The sequence below is a fragment of the Ktedonobacterales bacterium genome, from assembly GCA_036557285.1.
In the GTDB taxonomy this organism is placed as follows: Bacteria; Chloroflexota; Ktedonobacteria; order Ktedonobacterales; family DATBGS01; genus DATBHW01.
The window spans coordinates 103,650-119,795 of record DATBHW010000055.1 but is presented as its reverse complement, the minus strand read 5'-3'; the positions used below and the strand labels follow the sequence as shown (position 1 = coordinate 119,795).

General features: G+C 60.9%; 12 protein-coding genes. 5 read left to right on the top strand and 7 right to left on the bottom strand.

Features of this window, described 5'->3' with window-relative positions:
* Positions 1 to 109 precede the first annotated feature (109 nt).
* Positions 110 to 382: a hypothetical protein gene (locus tag VH599_16665; GenBank protein HEY7349953.1), complete on the bottom strand. Its 273-nt coding sequence runs from the start codon at positions 380 to 382 to the stop codon at positions 110 to 112.
* A gap of 220 nt (positions 383 to 602) precedes the next feature.
* Here VH599_16665 and VH599_16660 point away from each other — a divergent pair, with 220 nt between their 5' ends.
* Positions 603 to 1,400, top strand: coding sequence for a hypothetical protein (locus tag VH599_16660; GenBank protein ID HEY7349952.1), 798 nt, complete (start codon positions 603 to 605; stop codon positions 1,398 to 1,400).
* 318 nt (positions 1,401 to 1,718) lie between these two features.
* Complete coding sequence (locus VH599_16655) at positions 1,719 to 5,084, top strand: PAS domain S-box protein (protein ID HEY7349951.1); 3,366 nt, start codon at positions 1,719 to 1,721, stop codon at positions 5,082 to 5,084.
* Positions 5,085 to 5,098: 14 nt separating this feature from the next.
* Here the strand turns inward: VH599_16655 and der are convergent, their stop codons facing one another.
* Positions 5,099 to 6,481: a ribosome biogenesis GTPase Der gene (gene der / locus VH599_16650; GenBank protein HEY7349950.1), complete on the bottom strand. Its 1,383-nt coding sequence runs from the start codon at positions 6,479 to 6,481 to the stop codon at positions 5,099 to 5,101.
* A 130-nt stretch (positions 6,482 to 6,611) separates the two neighbouring features.
* Here der and VH599_16645 point away from each other — a divergent pair, with 130 nt between their 5' ends.
* Together VH599_16645 and VH599_16640 are read left to right on the top strand one after the other, a co-directional pair.
* The gene (locus VH599_16645) at positions 6,612 to 6,797 is read left to right on the top strand and encodes a sigma-70 region 4 domain-containing protein (protein HEY7349949.1); all 186 of its coding nucleotides are present in this window, start codon (positions 6,612 to 6,614) and stop codon (positions 6,795 to 6,797) included.
* Positions 6,794 to 8,308, top strand: coding sequence for a hypothetical protein (locus VH599_16640; protein HEY7349948.1), 1,515 nt, complete (start codon positions 6,794 to 6,796; stop codon positions 8,306 to 8,308). The genes VH599_16645 and VH599_16640 overlap by 4 nt, the downstream gene beginning before the upstream one ends.
* Before the next feature lie 40 nt (positions 8,309 to 8,348).
* Here the strand turns inward: VH599_16640 and VH599_16635 are convergent, their stop codons facing one another.
* The gene (locus VH599_16635; GenBank protein ID HEY7349947.1) at positions 8,349 to 9,557 is read right to left on the bottom strand and encodes a hypothetical protein; all 1,209 of its coding nucleotides are present in this window, start codon (positions 9,555 to 9,557) and stop codon (positions 8,349 to 8,351) included.
* 184 nt (positions 9,558 to 9,741) lie between these two features.
* Between VH599_16635 and VH599_16630 the strand changes: the two genes are divergently transcribed.
* Positions 9,742 to 10,881: a transposase gene (locus tag VH599_16630; protein ID HEY7349946.1), complete on the top strand. Its 1,140-nt coding sequence runs from the start codon at positions 9,742 to 9,744 to the stop codon at positions 10,879 to 10,881.
* Between the two features lie 40 nt (positions 10,882 to 10,921).
* On the opposite strand, the gene VH599_16625 is transcribed toward VH599_16630, so the two are convergent.
* The 4 genes from VH599_16625 to VH599_16610 all read right to left on the bottom strand — a co-directional run bounded on the left by VH599_16625 (position 10,922) and on the right by VH599_16610 (position 15,909).
* On the bottom strand, positions 10,922 to 11,977 hold the full coding sequence (locus tag VH599_16625; GenBank protein HEY7349945.1) for an FHA domain-containing protein: 1,056 nt from the start codon (positions 11,975 to 11,977) through the stop codon (positions 10,922 to 10,924).
* Between the two features lie 222 nt (positions 11,978 to 12,199).
* Positions 12,200 to 13,228, bottom strand: a complete 1,029-nt coding sequence (locus VH599_16620) for an FHA domain-containing protein (protein HEY7349944.1) — start codon at positions 13,226 to 13,228, stop codon at positions 12,200 to 12,202.
* 44 nt (positions 13,229 to 13,272) lie between these two features.
* Positions 13,273 to 14,244, bottom strand: coding sequence for a tetratricopeptide repeat protein (locus VH599_16615; GenBank protein ID HEY7349943.1), 972 nt, complete (start codon positions 14,242 to 14,244; stop codon positions 13,273 to 13,275).
* Between the two features lie 333 nt (positions 14,245 to 14,577).
* On the bottom strand, positions 14,578 to 15,909 hold the full coding sequence (locus VH599_16610) for a S53 family peptidase (protein ID HEY7349942.1): 1,332 nt from the start codon (positions 15,907 to 15,909) through the stop codon (positions 14,578 to 14,580).
* Positions 15,910 to 16,146 lie beyond the last annotated feature (237 nt).

The window sequence follows — 16,146 nt, the reverse complement described above, 5'->3', positions numbered from 1 at the left end:
GCAGCCCTTGCGCCTACATACACAAGTAACGATCCAACAGCTTATTTTAGCACGGGCGCGCGTTTTTTTGGCCCATCATCCAACCGAAGCGCCAGCCAGGTTCCACCAATTATCGGGGGTCACTTGTAGCGCCGCCTTCCAGGCGGCCACCGCTGCGCCAGGGCGAGCGGTTGCCCTCCAGGCCAACGTACCCGCAGGCCAGCGTTGAGCCGCCAGGAGGGACGCGCGAGCGACCAACGGGAGCGAGCATGCCGAGGCTGGACCGCGCGACCGAGCGCAGCGAGGGAGAGTGCGGGAACCCAGTTCCCGCAAGCGGTCCAGGCCGCAGGCCCAGCCGAGGCAAGCGGCCCTTCCCGAAGGGGGGCGGCGCTACAAGTACCATGCCTCGCTTGCCAACACCTCAGATTTGGTAGAAGCGCCAGCCACACCTGCTTCCATTTCATCACTTCCCTGGTATAATGGACGGGCCACAGCTTCTTTCCGGCTGCTCAACAAGAGCAGCTTCCTGGCACAATTGGCCCCGGAAATGCTTCCTGGCTTGCTAGAGCGATCTCGCAGAGAACATCTGCATGTAATAGTGCATTTGATAGAAGGAGGGGTTCATGGGTATTCATTCGCCGCTTGCCGATGTGACGATCCCATTTGATTTTGGTCTTCCGCAAGTGTTCGTCCTGTTGATTGGCCTGTGCGGCGTGGGGCTGCTGGCCTGGGTGGCAACGGAGATAGCACGCGGCAAACGCGACAAAGACGGCATACGGCGCAGGAGGCGCTTCGGTTATGGGCGAGCAATCAGCGGCTCCCTGCTGCTGCTGGTGGCGATCTCGCTCCTGTATCTGGCTATTATCCTCCAGAGCTATCTAGGGCTGACCAGCGAGATTCTGGTAGCCCGTGTTCGCGCTACCGCGCTGGCGAACGTCCCCAATTACATGAGCGTGGAACTGACCCTCTACGACCAGCATGGCAACGTCACCACTCACGAAACCGACGGTGTCTGCGGCGACCGCTGGCTCTTGCAGGGCGACATCGTGCGCTTCCCCGGCTGGCTGAATATCCTGGGCCTGCATACCGGCTATAAGCTCACCCGTCTGGAGGGCCAGTACAGCGACACGACCCAGGAAAGCACCTGGTATAAGACGGTCGTTCCGTTGAACGGCGGCGACGACAACTTCTTCCAGACCATCCAGAACCAGGGGGGCTGGCTCCATCCTTTTGTCGAGGCGTCCTATGGCAACGCCATTATCCTCCCCGCCGATGGGAACACCTACAATGTCTATGTCTCGCAGACCGGGCTGACAACCAGAGGCCCGACATCGCTGGCAGGACACGCGCCGCTGCACACCAGCACTGCGCTCGGACTACACAACGGGAGCGGGCCAACCGACTGTCGCCAACTGCGCTGAGCAGGGCTGGAAGCATCTCCGCCAGGTTGGTAATCTTCGCCAGATTGTAGAGCCTCTTGCGAGAATGGAGGAGATGACGTACAATGCAAGGCATATTTTTGTGCTGAACCTGCGCAGCCTGGTACATAAGTGGGGCAGGCGTATCTGAAACGTCCTTTTGCGCGTTTCAGATACACTCTGCCCTGGAAACGGCCCCTATTTTACCGATGGAGAGGCTGAAAAAGCAGATGCGCTGCTGCTATAGCTCCATCTGACCCTCCCTCACACCGTCGGTAGGTAGGTGTTTGCCAGGCTGGCAGAGATAGATGAGAGAAGACTATGCTGAGCGATCCAGACGCAGCCCTCCCGATGCTTCCACCTTACGGCAGGCACGCTTTTGCGCCAGGTTCCTCTGTCGCCGATGGCGCCCCGCTCACGCAGAGCGAAGCGCGCTTCCGCGCGCTGGCCCAGGCAACGGGGCAAGTCTATTGGATAGCTGACGCGCAAGGGGAAGGGATCGACCTCGCCTCCTGGCGCGCCTTCACCGGGCAGACTGTTGAGGAGGCCACCGGCAATGGCTGGCTAGCCGCCCTCCATCCAGAGGACCGCGAGAGCGCCCTGGCAGACTGGGCAGCAGCGGTTGCCAGCGGGCGCCCATACCGCCGTGAGCATCGCGTGCGCCGCGCTGATGGGCAGTACCGGAAGATGCTGGCGCAGGCATATCCGGCCCTGGACGCTGACGGGACGGTACGCGAGTGGGTTGGGGTGGATATAGACATTACCCGGCTTGAGGAGCTGCGGGCCGATGTGCAGGCCAGCCAGGAAGACTTTCGCGCCACCTTCGATCAGGCGGCGGTGGGCATGGCCCACGTCCGGCCTGATGGGCGTCTGCTGCGCGTCAATCAGAAATGCTGTGAGATTCTCGGTCATTCTCGTGAGGAACTTCTGAATCTCTCCTTTCAGGAACTGACCTATCCCGCAGACCTGGACGCCAATCTGGTCTCGCTTCAGCAGGTGCTGGCCGGAGAAATCTCGACCTATACCCTTGAAAAACGCTATATACGCAAGGATGGAAGCCTGGTCTGGGCTTCGCTGACATGCTCGCTCAAGCGGGATCTGGCGGGCGCGCCCGAATACCTCATCGCGGTTATCAAGGACATCAGCCAGCGCAAAGCTGCCGAAGCGGCGCTTCAGCAATCTGAGCAGCAATATCGCCAGCTTTTTGAGACGATGGCGCAAGGGGTGATCTATTACTCACCCGACGGCGAGGTTCTTTCGGCGAACCCGGCGGCGCTGCGTATGCTGGAGATGACGGAGGAAGAGGCTCAGGGGCACACGACGCAAAACGCACGTCGAAAGGTGATCCGCGAAGATGGCTCGCTGTTTCCAGGCGCGGCGATCCCGACGATGCGCGCCCTGCATTCCGGCCAGACCGTGAGTGATGTGGTCGGGGTCTTCAGTTCCAAGGAGCAAGCGTATCGCTGGTTCAAGGTGACAGCCATCCCCGAATTTCGGCCAAACGAGCAGAAGCCGTATCGCGTCTTTGCTACCTTCGACGACATCAGCGAACGGCGGCGGCTGGAAGAGGAACTGCGGACGCGGGTGCTGGAACTGGAGGCTATCTTCGCCTCGATGAACGATGGACTGATCGTCCATCGGGCCGATGGCTCCATTCTGCGCAGCAATCCGGCCTATGCGGCCCTGGTAGGCTGGCCCACTGATTCGCCCCTTCACGCCTTGCCTCGAGCGGAGCGGTATCAGATCTTACAGATTCGGGATGGGCAGGGCCAGCCCATCCCGCAGGAGCAGTTGCCGCTGTCACAAAACCTGCGGGGGGAGTCAGTGACTCAGGAGCAAATCTTCCGGCGTCGGGATGGGCAAGATAGAGACGTGATCGTGCGCGGCGCGCCGCTGACTGATGCGGCTGGTCGCGTGATGGGAACCGTCGAAGTCATCCATGATGTCACCGATCAGCGACGACTGGAGCGCGAAGCAGCCGCGCACGCCAGAGAGTTAGAAGCCATTTTCACTTCGATGAACGAGGGGTTGGCTGTCTTCAGGAGTGATGGGACGATTTTGCGTGCCAATCCGGCCTATGTTGCCCTGTCGGGTTGGCCTGCCGGATCGGCTTTGTATACGATGTCCCCGCAGGAGCGACTCCAGGCTCTGTATCTCCGAGATGAGCACGGCCAGCCCATTCCCCTGGACCAGTTTTCTACGCTCCGATTGCTGCGGGGGGAGACGCTGGGGGAGGAGCAGATCTTTCGCAGGCGAGATGGCCGCGATGTGTATGTGAACTTGAGAGGCGCGCCGATGACCGATGCGGCAGGCCGCGTGATAGGGGCTGTTGTCGTCCTCCATGATGACACCGAGCGGCGGCAGTTAGAGCAGCAGACGCAGGACGCGCTCAAGGCCCTGCTGCGCATGGCTGAACTGCTGGTGCAGCATCCTCAGCAAAATGAGGAACAGTCGCTGCTGGTGGGGCGACACCTGGCCGAGCTGGCCTGTTCGCTTTTGGGCTGCCCGGTAGCGAGCATCATCACCCTGGACCCCCAGACGCTGGGAATGCAGGTACTGGGGACAGTAGGCTATATGTCGGATCAGGAAGAACAGCTGCGCACCATTATCGCTGGTTGGGTACATAGGCCCCCCGATCTGACCCATCTCGCGCGCCTGGCAGCCGGAGAAACGCTGGTGCTGGATGTGACCCAGCCACCCTATGAGGACTTCGCCGCGTTCTTTGAGGCGCGCCAGGCTGTCGTAGCGCCCATGCAGCTAGGTGGGGCCATGATTGGGATGGTCATCTTTAACCCCAGCAGGTTCGCGCAGACCTTCACGGAGCAGCAGATTGCGCTCGCTGGCGCAACCGCGCAGTTGGTGGGGCTGGTGGTGGAGCGCGAGCGCCTGCTGCACGAGCGCGAAGACGCACGCGCTCATGCCCTGGCGCTGGACGAGTCCAACCGCCAGATGGATACGTTCCTGAGTATGGTGAGCCACGAACTGCGAAACCCGATGGCAAGCATGAAACTGGGGGTGCAGTTGATCCAGCGCCGCTTACGAGAACGCGCATTCTTCGGAATCTCAGGGTCTGAGGGCAAGCACCAGACCGTTCTGCCCTCTCTTCAGGAACTGCTTATGCCGGTGGAGCGCCAGATTCTTCGGCTGGAGCATCTGGTTAAAGACCTGCTGGATGCCTCGCGCATCAAAGAAGGAAAACTGGACCTGCGGCTGCAACACGTCGATCTGAACGCTATCGTTCAGGAGGTGCTGGTTGAGCAGCGCAAACTGACGCCTGAGCGCGTCATCCGTATGCTTACTCCGGCTGACCAGGCGCTGTTTGTGGAGATTGATGACGACCTCATCAAACAGGCGATCATCAATTACCTGACGAACGCGCTGAAATACTCACCAGAGACAGCGCCAGTGCTGGTTGGGGTAGATTCGTCGCCTGGGCAGGCGCGCGTCTGGGTGCGCGATCAGGGGCCGGGGATACCCTCCGCAGACCAGGAGCGCATCTGGGAGCGTTTTCAGCGCGTGCCTGGCATGCGGGAACAGGGCGACACTGCCGGAGGGCTGGGGCTGGGGCTTTATATCACCAGAATGCTGATCGAACAACATCAGGGGCAGGTCGGCGTGACCAACGAGCCGGGCCAGGGCGCAACGTTCTGGTTCACGCTGCCGCTCTCTTTAGCGGGCGCGCCGTAAAGCGCGAAAGCGGCTCACATCGCTTCGTCGCGCTCTTTGCGCTCGCGCTGGCGGAAACGCAGGCGAATAGCCGTACCCTCGAAGCCAAAGGCCAGGCGCAGTTGGTTTTCCAGGTAACGCTGATAGGACCAGTGGAGTAGTTCCGGGTCGTTCACAAAGAAGATAAACGTTGGCGGGCTGACCTCGGCCTGGGTCGCGTAATAGATGCGCAGCATGCGCCCCTTGCTATGCGCGGGCGGATGGCGCAGCGTGGCGCTTTTGACCACCTCATTGAGTTTGGCGGTGGGAATGCGGCGCTTGCGCTCCTCGTCAATTTTGAGCGCCGCCCCCAGAATCGGGGCAATATGGTAGCCCGTTTTGGCGGCGGCAAAGACCATCGGCGCGTAGGGGATGAACTTCAGGTCGCGCTTGATCGCTTCCTTGAACGCCTGGGCATCGGGCGGCTCGTCTTCCAACGGCGGCGCTGTGCCTGCGCGATGCCGGGCGCGTTTCTCCTTGATAATATCCCACTTGTTGATGACCACGACCACCCCCCGGCCTGCCTCGTGAATCGCGCCCGCGATATGCGTATCCTGGGCGGTGATGCCTTCCGTCGCGTCAATCAGCAGCACAGCCACATCGCAGCGTTCGATGGCGCGCGTGGCGCGCAGCACACTGTATTTTTCGACGCCCGGACCAACGCGCCCGCGCCGCCGAATGCCCGCCGTATCCACCAGAATGAGCCGCTGTCCGTTGTGTTCCACTTCGCTATCAATGGCATCGCGCGTCGTGCCGGGGGTATCGCTGACGATCACCCGATCTGTCCCCAGCACAGCATTGACCAGGCTGGACTTGCCAACGTTCGGGCGGCCCACGATAGCCACGCGCGGAACCTCTGCCTCTTCCTCTTCCTCTGCTTCCGCCGAAGGCAGCGCGTCAGTAATGCCATCCAGCACATCGCCGGTACCCGTTCCCTGGCTGGATGAAAGCGTAATCGGCTCGCCCAGCCCCAGCGCGTAAAACTCCACCGCTTCCTGGCGGCGCGTGGCGTTGTCGGCCTTGTTCGCCCCCAGCACCACCGGCTTGCCGGAGCGCCGCAGCATATCGGCAATCTCCGTATCGGATTCGGTAATGCCCGCGCGGGCATCCACCAGAAAGACGATGACATCGGCCTCTTCAATAGCAAGCTGCACCTGCGCGCGAATGCGGCTGGTGATGTCATCGGAGACGCCCAGTTCCAACCCACCGGTATCAATCAGTGTGAAGTCGCGCCCGTTCCAATCGGTGTCACCATAGAGGCGATCACGAGTGGTGCCAGGCAGGTCTTCCACAATGGCGCGCTGCTCGCCGATCATGCGATTAAAAAAAGTTGATTTGCCCACATTGGGCCGCCCAACAATGGCAACAAGTGGTTTCATGGTCTTTATCTATCTCAGTGCTTCCAGAGCGATCAATGCGCCAGGCGCGCAAAAGCTATTGTATCACGTTGAGAACTTTGGCCGGTTTTACTCGTCTCTCTTGCTATAGAAGATAGCTACCTGGAGATACTTGCTGAACCGTCTTTCGCGCGAAGACGCCGCGTGCCTGCTCTTGCGTTTTGTAGGCGGTGAGCGTTACGCGGAGATCGCCGCCCGGCTGGGCATCAGCACAGAGGCGGCTCACAAGCGTGTTGGTCGTGGATTAGTCACGCTGCGGGCGGTTTATCGGCAGCTAGATAGGGAGGTCTCACCATGAATCACGATACAGCGCCAGCAGAGAACGGCTTGCACCGGATCGATGTGCGCCAGTCAACAGAACCGTCCTCGCTGCCCGTTCGTCCTCGTCGGATGCCGGGTGTCTTTCTTCGCCCCAGCACACGCCTGCTTATTGCAGCGGTAGTGTTGGTCTTGATTGTGGCGGATATTCTCATTTTCCGTAACGTTCTGCCACCAACGCAGCATCCAACTGGCGCTGGTGGCACACCGACAAGCTCTGCGACCATAATCTCAACCACAGCGCCGACCCCCACCGAAGGGCTGGCCCCCAATAGCCCCTGGCAGCGCCTGTGGACCCTGCCCGCCCTGCCACCACCGCCACCAGCGGCCTACGGCGCTGATCCCCCCTATATGCCGCAGATCGCCTGGTCGCCCGCGAACGCGCAACGACTCTATCTGTGCCGGGATACAACCAATTATCAGGATATGCCTGCGGTGCTGCACGATCTTTATCGCAGCAATGACCAGGGCCTGCACTGGACGGCCTACCCCTTGCCGGAAGCGACGGGGAATTGCCGTCTCGAAGTGGACCCAACCAATGCAGATGCCCTGGTCCTTCTGGACGGGTCGTATCACTCCTATGTCAGCCGGGACGGAGGCCAGCATTGGCAGCAGGCGCCAGACCCGCCCCGCTGGAATACCAACCTGGCCGTTCCTGTGATCCAGATCATGGCTGGACGGCTCTATGTCGAAGGCTACTGGACAGCGGACCTGAAGCACTGGATCCGCTGGTATCCCGTTGCGGGCGAACAGCAGCATGTCTATGTGCAAATCAATCCCCAGCGCCCGCAGACGCTCTACAGCGCCGTAGACCTCAAAGAGTTTCGCTGCGCAGGGACACCCCCAACACTCAAGCTGAACTTGCCAGGAGACCCCCTCGTTCGCCAGGCGACACTCTGCCGCTCGGACGATGGAGGCCAGAGTTGGCGCTTTATCGCGGTGGTGATGGTAAACAATTACTCCTACGAGCCATCGTTTTGCCTGGCGCTGAATCATCCAGCGACGCTCTACGCCGTCGGGTATAACAAGCAAGAAGCAGCAGCCGAAGCCACCAAAGGGTTTGGAGAAGCACTGCGCTCGACCGATGAGGGGACAAGCTGGACGCGCCTACCAGCCGTTTTTACAGGAGGGAATATAACAAACTTACCCTGCGGCGCGGACGCCTACGCCGGGCAGAGTTCGCTCAAGGTTGATTGGGACGACCCGCTCGAAGAAGATAATCTCTGGCGGAACTTTGGGACCACAGCGAACGGCGCCTTCTACCATGTGCTGGATATGGCTGGGATACGTCAGAGCGTGACCATGACCGCCGGGGTTTCGCTGCTCACTGACGCGGCCTGGAAGGTCATTGCCCCCTATCCCGAAGGGCTGACAACGCCCACCACAAACTACCGGCTCAGGATGCTGCTGATTACGCCTCTTTCCGGTTCGCCAGTGCTGCTGGGATTTACCGATCAGAACGTCTATCGCTATAAGGGGGGCAGTGTTTAAGAAGAGGGCCAACAGCGTTCGGCGCATCCATTCACTGAAACTACGCCGGGTCGTCTTTGGTGTCCGGCATCAGCCCCAGCAGAGCCGCTCGCCAGTCATCTGTCGGGTCAGCAGCGGATTCATTAACAGACTCAGCGCCAACTGTCCAGGAGGCCGGGCCTTCCCCTGGCCGACGGATGACATAACGCTGGCCGGGTACGGCGTCGTTCAACAACCAATCGAGCGCCAGGCGCGCCGCTTTGCGCACCTCGGCCACCGGGTCTTCATCCAACGCCAGCAGACGCTCTGGCGCATCCGCCACATCAGGCGCGCCCAGCCGCGCCAGGCGGCCCAGCGTTCGCGCGGCAGCGGCGCGTTCTTCGGCGGCGGGCGCGGCCAGGGCAGGCAGCATCTGCGGGGCAAGCTGCGCCAGGCCCAGATCGCTGATGAGCCGCATCAGCCGGGCGCGCCGCCCAGGGTGGCGCAAGAGCGCCAGCGCCAGCGCGCAATCGCGGGCCTGGCCGACCAGATCATCCGTCAGCCCGGCCTCAGCCACCGCGACTTCCGGGGGCAGGCTGCGCGCGCCATCCACAAATGGCTCCAGCCAGACGGGGAGCCTGGTCGTCTCTGCGGAAGCCGGGCTGCCGCTTTCGGTATGCAGTTCGATGGCCCAGGGATAATGGCGCTTGAGCCAGTCATAGAGGGCCAGCGTCATCTCCGCATCGCGCGCGGCATAGGCAAACATGGCTGGGGAAAGCGGGCGATGGCTCCAATCGCCGCGCTGCAAGCTCTTATCCAGGCGAACGCCAAAGGCGCGCTCCAGCATGGCCGCCAGGCCCGACTCGCGCTGCCCAAAAATGGAGCGGCTAGCCGCCTCCACATCGCAGGTAAAGGCCGCCGCCAGGCCGCGCCGGGCGAGCATCTGGGTATCGGCCCCGACGCCATGAAAGAGCTTGAGAATCAGCGAATCTTCGGTCACGGCGGCCAGGGGGGTCAGGTCGGCCAGGCGCAGCACATCAATAACATAGCAGACCAGCCCGGCGCCGCTCTGGGCGGCTATCTGAAGGAGCGCGAGTTGGGTGCGATGCCCCTCCGGCTCGGCGCGCGGCGTCTGCATAAACTCCGCGTCTACCGCCACCACCGATGCCGACGCCAGCCTCTCTACGGCTGCGGCCAGTTCATCAGGGCGCTCGACCCACACGCGCTCGCCGCGCGCTGGCGCCGACTCAACCGAAGGGGAAGACCCATGATACAGGTTATCATCGAGCACCTGATTCTTCATCTTTTGCAGCGCGGAAGTCAACCCTAAAGGGCTGGGGTCAGCGCCGCCTCCTTTCGATTGCTACACCTGTTCTACCAAGAAAGGGTACATGAGAGCCTGCTTGAAGGCACGAGAATGAAGCACGCCCGGCTGTTCTGTTGACACCGCTCGCTCTATGGGTTATTATTAGGGCATGAGAACGTTTGAGTATCGTCTGTACCCTAATCGCACCCAGCGCCAACAGTTGCTGGCCTGTCTGAAAGACTCGCGGAGCCTCTATAATGAGATGTTGGAGGCCACGAAGCAGTTCTATGCCCAGACTGGCAAGTTCTTGTTCAAGTATGATCTGACCATGCAGTTTAAAGGGCGAGGTGCTGATACCGTGCCTGCAACAACGGTCCAGACACTGGCTGATCGCCTGGATAAAGCGCTCAGACGGTACCTCGCGTTCAAGGAGCAAGGGGTACCTTGTGGGTTCCCTCGCTTCAAGACGCCCAACCGCTGGCATAGCATCCAACTCCGCCAGTATGCGCAGAGCCGCGATGTCTGGCTGGACAGTGACGGCAAACACTTGCATGTCCCTGCCAAACTGGGCCTCTTGCTCAAAATCAAGCTGCATCGGCCCTTGGAGGGCATCCCTAAAACAGCCCGCCTGGTACTGAGAGCAGATGGCAAGTGGTATGCTTTGCTCGTCTGCGAGCCAGTAGAAGGTCAACCATCTTACGAGGACGGCCAGCCTTGCGCCCATCCTAATATTGGCTTGGATATGGGCTTGAAGGTGTTTCTGGCGGATTCTAAAGGCCACACCATCGCCAACCCGCGCTATTATCGCACGAGTCAGAAAGCACTCAGACGAAAACAACGCGCCCTTTGCCGCCGAAAGAAAGGCAGTAAGCGCAAAAGGAAAGCTGCTCGTAACTGTGCCAAGACGCATCTGAAAATCAAGCGCCAGCGGCGTGATTTCCTCTTCAAGACAGCCAAACCATATGCAGAGAACTACGCTCGTATTTGTGTAGAGAACCTGAACATCATGGGGATGGTACAAAATCATCATCTGGCGAAAAGTATTCACGACGCCAGTTGGAGCGCGTTTCTCGACATTCTTGAGGACAAGGCTGCAAGAGCTGGTCATCAAGTCATTCGAGTGCCTGCGCGCTTTACCACACAACATTGCTTCCAGTGTGGCGAACTGGTTCCTAAGAGCCTGTCGGTTCGGACGCATATTTGCCCTCAGTGTGGCTATGTGGAAGACCGCGACGTGAACGCCGCAAAGAATATTTTACAGGCGGGGACACCGCCTTCAGGGACGGTTCTGGATTGCCAGGCCGAATGAACTGAGAAGCCCCATCCCTTTAGTTAGGGATGAGGAGTTGTCACTTCTCCTGCACGCTGAACGTGCATTTCACTTTCCCAAACTCGACCACATCGCCCTTGCGCAGCGGATAACGCTTCCCCGGCACTAACTGCTCGTTGTTGAGCATCGTCTGGTTGGCGCTGTCGAGGTCTTCAATCTCAAAGCCGCCGCCAGCGCGCGTGATGCGCGCGTGCCGCCGCGAAACGGTGGTACTCTCGGCTTCGGTGGTCATATCCACTTCCACCGGATCAGTGCCATCAGGATTGCCGCGCCCCACCACCGCCTCTTCCGTGACCATCGGCACCCGCCGACCACTGGGCAGGGAAAAGACGCCCGTTGGCCCCACCGGAACCGGCGCTTTCGAGACGCGCTCGGTTGGCAGCGCCGTCCGGCTAACACGAGTGGTCGCCGGAGCCGTCTGCTTCACCGGGGCAGGCTTTGGCGTGGGCGGCGCGGGTGGCGGCGAAACGGGAGGCGCAGATGCCGCCATCGTCGGCGCGCTGCCGGTGGCGTCGTCCAGAGCGGTCCCGCAGTGCTGGCAAAAGGTTGCGCCCGTGTTGTTTGGCTGATGGCAAGCCGGGCAGAGAAGCTGCGGCGCCACCGTCGGCGTCGGAGGATTCTGATAGACCATCTGCACCTGGGGCATCAAAAAGACCGGCACCGGCGCTGGGAACGCCAGCGGGTTCTGCTGCAAGACCAGCGTATCCAGCAGGCTCAGCACCTCCCCTGGCAGACTCGATTGGCGAACCGCACCGACGGCTGCCGGGACGAGCAGCGGCCAGAGGAAAAAGGCGGCGCCAACGACACCAATGCCCGCCACCGCTGCTTTATCGATCCAACGCTGTTGCCCAATCGTCACCAATAATCCTGTTGGATGCTGGGTGAGCATCACCGTCAGAGCCGCCTGCATCCCCAGGATTTTAGAGGCGTCGCTGCCCTTGCGCACCTGTACCATCATCTGATTGCCACTGCCAAACCACTGCGCCTGATAGGCGCGCAACTGAAGATTTGACGCAAGCTGCATCGCCAGATTGCTTACGTCAAACATGCCAGGATAATATCGCGCTTGATCCATTGCTTTTCTCTTGCTTTCCGTCCCCATTCGTCTCGTGGGGCCAGGCTCCTCATAGGCACAGTCTTCGCGCCGTCGTTTTCCCCAATTATAGCACGAGGTTGCGTTGCGCAGCCCGCTCAATCCACTCCGCTATCCACTTACTTCTACGTACAACGCGCGGCCCCAGTTGTACAGAAAAGACCACAGAAAAGACAAAGAACGCGCAAGAGAGGAACCCGCCGATCAGCCCTCCTGAATGCTGAAGGTGCAGCGCACCTTGCCAAACTCGACCACATCCCCATGCCGCAGAGGATAGCGGCGGCCAGGCGCGAGGGGCTGACTATTGAGCTTCGTTTGATTGGCGCTGCCCAGGTCTTCAACCTCAAAGGCAGTGCCCGCGCGCGTGATGCGCGCGTGCCGTCGTGAGACCGTCGCCCTTTCCGGCTCTGCTGTCAAGTCCACCTCAACCGTCTGCGAGCCATCAGGATTGCCACGCCCCACGATAGCCTCTTCGGTGAGCAGACCAACCTGCCGACCGCTCGGCAACGTGAACGCACCTGTTGGGCCTGCCGCCGGGCTGACGCGCAGCGTTGGCTCAGCCTGTGGGCTGACCCGTTCCGTCGCTTCAGCAGCCGACGCTGACATCCTGGCCGCTGGAGGAGGTGGCGGTGGCGGCGGTGGCGGCGGGGGCGGCGGAGCCATCCCCGCCGGGGCGCTGGCGCTCAAAGGCGTCGCGCAATACTGGCAAAAGGCCGCGTCATTACTATTGGGCCGCTGGCAGTTGGGGCACAGCCGCTGCTGCGGCGTGGCTGGCGCAGCGGGCGGCGGCTGATACATCTGCTGCGCCTGCGCCATCAGATACGCGGGCACCGGAGCCGGGGCCGCGCCCGCGTGCTGCTGCGCGACCAGCACATCCAGCAGGGTCAGCACCTCCGTTGGCAGGCTCGATTGCCGGAACATGCCCACTGCTGCCGGGATTATCAGCGGCCAGAGAACCAGCGCGCCAACACCCATAGCGATGGACTTATCCCCCCAGGCTTGCTGACCAAGCGTCACCAGCAAGCCCTGGGGGTGCTGGGTGAATATGAGACTCAGGGCGGCTTGCGCCCCAAACACCTTGGCGGCTTCGCTGCCCTTGCGCACCTGCACCATCACCTGGGTGTTCGCGCCAAACCATTGGGCCTGATAGCCGCGCATCTGAAGCTGTGTCGTAAGCTGCGCGGCAAGCTGGCTTACGTCAAATGTCCCGGGGTAATAGCGCATTTGGTCCATTGGTTGCCTCTCGAAAGAACCCACTCATCAACATTCTACATACGTTACAAGGCCGCCGATTCCAGCTTCAGCAGCGCCAGCAACCGTTTGCGTGGGAAACCGAGCGCAACCGCCCTACGCGCAGATTCCAGGCTTTCCGGGGCACGCTGAAGCAACGAGAGCAGATAGGCGTGCAGCCCCCAGGCGTCAGGGTAATCGGGGAGTGATTTGATTGCCTCCCGACAGTGTTCCTCAGCCTCTGTCAGTCGGCCCTGCTCCGTCAGGAGCATCGCCAGATTAAAGTGCGCTTTGCCGTTATTGGGGGTCTGGCGCAGCAAGCTTTGATAGAGCGCCATCGCCTCCTGAGTTCGCCCCTGAGCCTCCAATTCAACGGCCAGCGCCAGACGCTGACTGGCCTCTTCACTTGTCTGCATACCTACATGATCCATCGCCCTCTCCTGTTTCTCTCTCGTGGTGGTCTGTATAAAAGCAGCCCCTGTCGTGGCTGCTGGGGGAGTTGATTGCTGAGGCTGACCAGGAGCGCCTCGCTGCGCCGGGTTGGCGCTCTGAATGGCCTTGATGCGCGCGGCAGATTGCACAGGAATCTGAAGCCGAAACTCCGATCTGGCCGCCGCCAGATGGGCGCGCAATTGAGCCACAAAGGCTTGCAGCACGCGCCGCAGGAAGAGTTCATCGCCAAAAGCGGCATGGCGCGCCAGCAAGTCATAATCAACCGGCTCGTCGCTGGTAAAGCAGGCGATGAGGGTACCCATCACCTGGCGCTCACCGAAAAATCGCTCGTTCAGCACATCTTCCAACGAAGGAACTTCGGGTTTGCCTGCCAGCGATTCGGCCAGCGTCTCCAGCGCGTCATCCAGCGCCTGGGCCAGCAGCTTGCGCGCTTTGCGGTTCCCCAGCCAGCGATACAGGCGCTCACGAGCCGGAACCGTCAACCAATCTATCGGCGCCTGGCGCAGCGCCTCCACACCGATTTTCCCCACCGGCGGAAGCCGCCACTCTTTTCCTAATCCTGCCAATACAGAAATCCTCCAGCACCAGCCGCAGAGTGACGCGCCATGCGCTCACGCCTGGCAAGCGCCAGGACGCCAGCATCCTTTCGCGCTTGCTGCGAGGCTGAGCCAGCAAAGTGGCCGATAACTGCATGCAGTGTACCTGAGCGCAAGGGCGCTGTCAACGCAATAGGACCAGAGGATGCTCACCCAACGCGGGGGTCTGCCAGAGCATTCTACAGCCTAAAAGAAGCCGCCCCGGTTGGGGCGGCTTCCGAGAACGGGCAGCTTGCGTGGCAGGCGCGGCTGCCCATGCGTGTTCAACAAACCAACGGGAGAGCCTCGCTCTCAGCGGCCCTGTTAATGACAGAGCAGCGCGAGCAGGTTGGCAACGTTGGGTGAGCCTATACCAGTGACCGCATCCCATCCTTTGCCAGCATCGAAGCCTTGCACGCCATCAAAACGGTTATTCCCCGTGGTGATGTCATGGAAGTCCTTCGCATACAGGCTGGTATGGAGAATGACATAGAGCGCCGGGTTGATGAAGCCCAGCCGATGGTGCGCCTTCTGATCGGCCAGGGCCGAAATGCCTGCCCACTGTGGCGAGCCTGCGCTGGTGCCGCCAAAGATGAAGAAGGCGCCAACACCAAAGGGAACGCCCCAGGCCGTCACCACGCCACCAAAGACGCCACCATTGTAGGCAACATCAGGCACGCCGCGCCCCTTGTTATGGCCGGTTGCGCCAATTTGATAGAAGGGCCGCGCGTATTTCACGCTGAAGCCGCCGCCGCTCTGGCCGAAACCGTCGTCCCAGGCTGTCTCGCTCTGGTAGGCGCCCGTGTCCAGATCAGCGGTCAGATTCGTACCGCCCACGCTCGTCACCAGCGGGTCGCTGGCGGGGCTGGAAGCCGCAACGTGGAGGGCGCTGCCGTCGCAGGTGGGTTGGGCCGCGCCATCATCACCGGAGGAAGCATAGACGGTCATCCCCTTGAGCGCCGCCAGGGCAAAGAGCGCATGCTGCTGCTTGAGAATAGCGGGGTCCACGCAGGACTCGTCCTCGCCAAAGCTCTGCGAGATGGTATCGCCCAGGTTGTGGGTGATGGCATACTTGGTCGCGCTCAGAATGTCCGCATCGTCGTTGCTCTTGGCAAGCACCAGATCGATAGTCGCATCTGGGGCAACCGCGTGCGCCCACTCGACATCCAGGGAAATCTCACCCGACCAACCGACCATGTTGTCGTCGTTGAAATCGAACGGAGTGAGGCCGTCGGGGGCAATAATGTTGAGGGTCGGATCAGGCAGCCCAAAGACGGCATCGAAGAGCGCCAGGTCATCCTGGATGGTTGGGCTTTGGAAAGCGTCAACAATCACAATGGTGCGGCCCTTGCCCGTGATCCCGGCGTCCAGCAGCGGCTGGATGTTATAGGCTCCCCGAATCTGCTGTGGGCCATAGCAGGGGAAGGTGGTCGTGGGCAACTGGCAGCTAAAAATCGCATCCTGCGTCCCCTGCGGAGTCTTCGTTGCAAGACGGTAATGAGGATGAGCGCCGATGGCGGGGGTCATAGAACCGCTGGCCGCCGCAACAGCCACCGCCGGAACAAACGCGGCTCCGCCGACCATGTTCAGCAGCAGGAACAGCCCTGTTGCCGAGCGGGTCAGAAGACGACGGATGGACTGGGTAAATCCTGGCATTGGTAAATCCCTCGCTTTTTTTGCGATGCTTTGCATACATTTCGCAAGTACTAAGATTTCGTCAGAAAAAGACCGTATGAATGGCGGGTGGAAAAGTTGCCGGGGCCTCCTTTCTTCCTCTCTGTTGAGAGGGGGGATGTTGAAGGGGATAAGCAGACATTCTAATGTATAGCAGAGTGCTTGCGATGACGCTGTGCTGAAAAGATGGCAAACTGGTTGAAATTACGCTTAACCATT

Bases quoted from the DNA above. Each gene is read 5' to 3' on its own strand.
- VH599_16665 (HEY7349953.1), bottom strand. From the start codon at position 382: ATGGTACTTGTAGCGCCGCCCCCCTTCGGGAAGGGCCGCTTGCCTCGG.
- VH599_16640 (HEY7349948.1), top strand. From the start codon at position 6,794: ATGAATCACGATACAGCGCCAGCAGAGAACGGCTTGCACCGGATCGAT.
- VH599_16660 (HEY7349952.1), top strand. From the start codon at position 603: ATGGGTATTCATTCGCCGCTTGCCGATGTGACGATCCCATTTGATTTT.
- VH599_16655 (HEY7349951.1), top strand. From the start codon at position 1,719: ATGCTGAGCGATCCAGACGCAGCCCTCCCGATGCTTCCACCTTACGGC.
- VH599_16610 (HEY7349942.1), bottom strand. From the start codon at position 15,909: ATGCCAGGATTTACCCAGTCCATCCGTCGTCTTCTGACCCGCTCGGCA.
- VH599_16620 (HEY7349944.1), bottom strand. From the start codon at position 13,228: ATGGACCAAATGCGCTATTACCCCGGGACATTTGACGTAAGCCAGCTT.
- VH599_16630 (HEY7349946.1), top strand. From the start codon at position 9,742: ATGAGAACGTTTGAGTATCGTCTGTACCCTAATCGCACCCAGCGCCAA.
- VH599_16625 (HEY7349945.1), bottom strand. From the start codon at position 11,977: ATGGATCAAGCGCGATATTATCCTGGCATGTTTGACGTAAGCAATCTG.
- der (HEY7349950.1), bottom strand. From the start codon at position 6,481: ATGAAACCACTTGTTGCCATTGTTGGGCGGCCCAATGTGGGCAAATCA.